At 77.4% G+C, this 3,010-nt stretch carries 2 protein-coding genes and 1 pseudogene; 2 read left to right on the top strand and 1 reads right to left on the bottom strand.

Translation table 11 applies throughout. The annotated features are described in order from the left end of the window. Together JNW98_RS34255 and JNW98_RS34260 are read left to right on the top strand one after the other, a co-directional pair. Window positions 1–1,330, top strand: a 1,330-nt coding sequence (locus JNW98_RS34255; protein WP_223772191.1) for a helix-turn-helix domain-containing protein, incomplete at its 5' end; no start/stop codon positions are given. Window positions 1,331–1,423: 93 nt separating this feature from the next. Next, window positions 1,424–2,638: a PucR family transcriptional regulator gene (locus JNW98_RS34260; protein WP_223772192.1), complete on the top strand. Its 1,215-nt coding sequence runs from the start codon at window positions 1,424–1,426 to the stop codon at window positions 2,636–2,638. Window positions 2,639–2,694: 56 nt separating this feature from the next. Here JNW98_RS34260 and JNW98_RS34265 read toward each other — a convergent pair. Continuing rightward, window positions 2,695–3,010, bottom strand: a pseudogene (locus tag JNW98_RS34265) (hypothetical protein); the annotation flags it as partial.

Genomic DNA, 3,010 nt, shown 5'->3' on the forward strand with positions numbered 1-3,010 from the left:
CGCGCTGTGCGGCGCCCTCGCGCCGGGCGCGGCCCTGCTCCGCCTGGCGGCGCGGTCCGCCGGTGGTACGGAGGCCGGCGCGGAGGAGTCGCTGCACGCCTCCCGCGCGGCGCTGATGCTCGGCCGGACGGCGGTGGCCCGGGAGCTCGTGGGCCGGGCCCTCGGGCACGCCGGCGTCGGCCGGCCGTCACCGGCGGTGCTGCTGGGGCACGCGGCGCTGGTGGAACTCGTCGCCGACGAGTACCGGAAGGCCGGGACGTACGCCCGCCGGGGCCTGGATCTCGCCCTCGCGACCGGCGGGACGAATCCGGCGGCACAGCTGCACGCCACCCTCGCCGTCGTGACCGCGGTCGAGGGCGACGCCGACGCCTGCCGGGCACACGCGCGGCAGGCCCTCGCCACCGCCCGGGCGCACGGGCTCGCGGTGCCGGCGTTGCTGGCGTCGTGGGGCCTCGGGCTGCTCGCCCTCGCGCGCAACGAACCGTCCGAGGCGGTACGGCTGCTGCGTCCGCTGGTGGCGGGCTGTTCGTCGGCTCCGCACCACTTCGCGTGGCGGCTGCGTGTCGTCCCGTACTTCGTCGAGGCCGTCGTACCGGTGGTGCGCGCGCTGCCCGCCGGCGAGCGGGAACGGACGCTGCGCCAGGCGCGGGCCGGGCTGCGGGCGTTCGAGGAGTGGGGGCGGGCCGCGGCCGACCCCCGCGCCCGGGCCACGGCCCTGCACTGCCGGGCCCTGCTGGGCGGGCGGGACGCCGACGAGCCGGCGCTCGGCGCGGCACTGGCCCTGCTGGAGCGGGCCGGGACCGCGTTCGCCCAGGGCCGCGCCCGGCTGCTGGCCGGCATGGAGCTGCGGCGGGCGCGTCGGCCGGCCGACGCCTGCGGCCATCTCCGGTCCGCCGTCCTCCGTTTCGAGGAGTGCGGGGCCGACGCGTGGGCGGCGCGGGCCCGGGCGGAGCTGCGCGCGGCGGGACGGACGGACACCGCCGCCGCCAACGTCCCGGGGCCACTGGGGGCGCTGACGCCGCAGCAGTTGCGGGTCGCGCGGCACGTCGCCCAGGGGCTCACCAACCGGGAGGTCGCCGCCGTACTCGCGCTCAGCCACCGCACGGTCGACCACCATCTGCGGAACGTCTTCGCGGCACTCGGCATCCGCTCCCGGGTGCAGTTGGTGTACGCCCTGGCCTCGCTCGACGGCCGGTCCCGCGACGGTCGTTCACACGACGGCCATGCACACGACGGCCGTTCGCCGGCCGGCCGGGAGCACGGCCGGGGCGGGACGGCCGAGCGGCGCCTGACCGACCCGGGCCGGCAGGGGCTCGCCTCTTCGCGGTGAGGTCCGGGAACCGGCCGGGTGTGGTCCGGCGCACGATCCCGCGGCGCCCGGCCTTGTTCCCGCGCACAAGAAGCCCGGCTGTACGCTGCGCGGATGAACTGGCCGGCGCCGAGCGAGGAGATCGTCCCGGTGGCGCAAGCCGTGCTGGGGAGGGTCTGCGCCCTGGGCGAGCTGCTGGCGCGCCGGCTGCGCGCCGAGGTGGAGTCGTACGGTGACGAACACCTGCTCCCCGACGCCTCCTTGCATCGGTCGTGCGTCGAGAACCTCCGGCTGCCGCTGCTGCGCCTGACGGGCCGGGCCGGTCCTGCGGTGCTGTCGTCGGCCCGCGAGACCGGCCGGGAACGGGCCCTGCAGGACGTGCCGCTGGCCGCCGCCCTGCACGCCTTCCGGATCGGCTTCGAGCTGCTGTGGGCGGAGTTGGCCGCCGAGGCCCGCCGGGCGCACGGCATTTCCGGTGACACGCTGCTGGCCCTGTCGTCGGAGGTCTGGCGGCTGGCCGGCGCGTACTCCGACGCGATGGCCGCGGCGTACCGGGAGACCGCCGCGGAGCTGGCGGCCCAGCGTGAACACGAGCGGTCGGCCCTGGTGGAGGCGCTGCTCACGGGAGCCATCACCGATCGGAGCACGATGTGGGAGGCGGCTCGCACGCTGGGGCTGCCGGGCAGCGGACCGTTCATCGTCGTGGCCGCCGACGTCCCCGCGCCGGGCCGCTCCGCGCTGCCCCGCATCGAGGCGGCGCTGCGGGCCGGCCGGGTGCCGTCCGCCTGGCGGCTGCTGCCCGGGCAGCGGATCGGGGTGATGTCGGCGCTGCCGCCCGACGTCCGGTCCGCGGCGCGGGCGATCCTGGCGCGGAGCGAGGCACGGGTGGGCGTCAGCCCGCCGTACGACTCGCTGCGCGACACCCCGCAGGCGCTGCGGTACGCGCGGCTGGCGCTGGCCGCGCTGCCCCGGGGCGGGGCCGGGGTCGTCCATTTCGACGACGATCCGCTCGCGATGCTGGTCACGGCGGCGCCGGCGGAGGCCGGGCACATCGCGAGGACCGTCTTCGGCGACGTGCTGGCCCTGCCGGCGGACGAGCGCGAGCGGCTCCTCGACACGCTGGAGCGGTGGTTCGCGGCGGGCGGGTCCGCGGCGGAGGCCGGCCGCCTGCTGTTCTGCCATCCCAATACGGTGCGCTACCGGCTGCGTCGGCTGGAGGAGCTGACCGGCCGGTCGCTGCAGGACCCGCGCGCCGTCGTCGACCTGGGCGCGGCGCTGCGGGCCCTGCGGGTGCTGCCCGACGAGGCGCTGGGCGACGGCGTGCGCTGAACCACGGCGTCGGAGGGCCGGACGGGGGAGCGCTCCGGGTCACGGCGCCGTCGTCGTCACTGGTAGGCGGGGATCGCGATGCGTGCCTTGTACGTGACGGCGCCCTTCCCGCAGCCGCGGCTGTCGGCGGGCGGGTGGAAGTGGATGGCGGGACCGCCGAAGTGGCTGTCGCTGCCCTTCGGCACGCCGGCCCACACGTACTCGCCGGAGTGGTGGCGGGCGATCGACTTCACGTGCCGCGTGGTGCCAAGCGGGCCCGGGAGCGGGGTGGGCTTCAGGGTGCGCTTGTCCAGGGCGTAGACGTGGCTGGTGTCGGTGAGCAGCAGCCGGTGCTTGTCGGTGTAGTCGGGCTGGAGGTCGTGGCCGTTGCCG

The sequence above is a fragment of the Streptomyces huiliensis genome (assembly GCF_020037025.1).
Taxonomy (GTDB): Bacteria; Actinomycetota; Actinomycetes; order Streptomycetales; family Streptomycetaceae; genus Streptomyces; species Streptomyces huiliensis.

What these genes read in the sequence shown, in the direction of transcription:
- JNW98_RS34260 (WP_223772192.1), top strand. Translation starts at nt 1,424, where the DNA reads ATGAACTGGCCGGCGCCGAGCGAGGAGATCGTCCCGGTGGCGCAAGCC.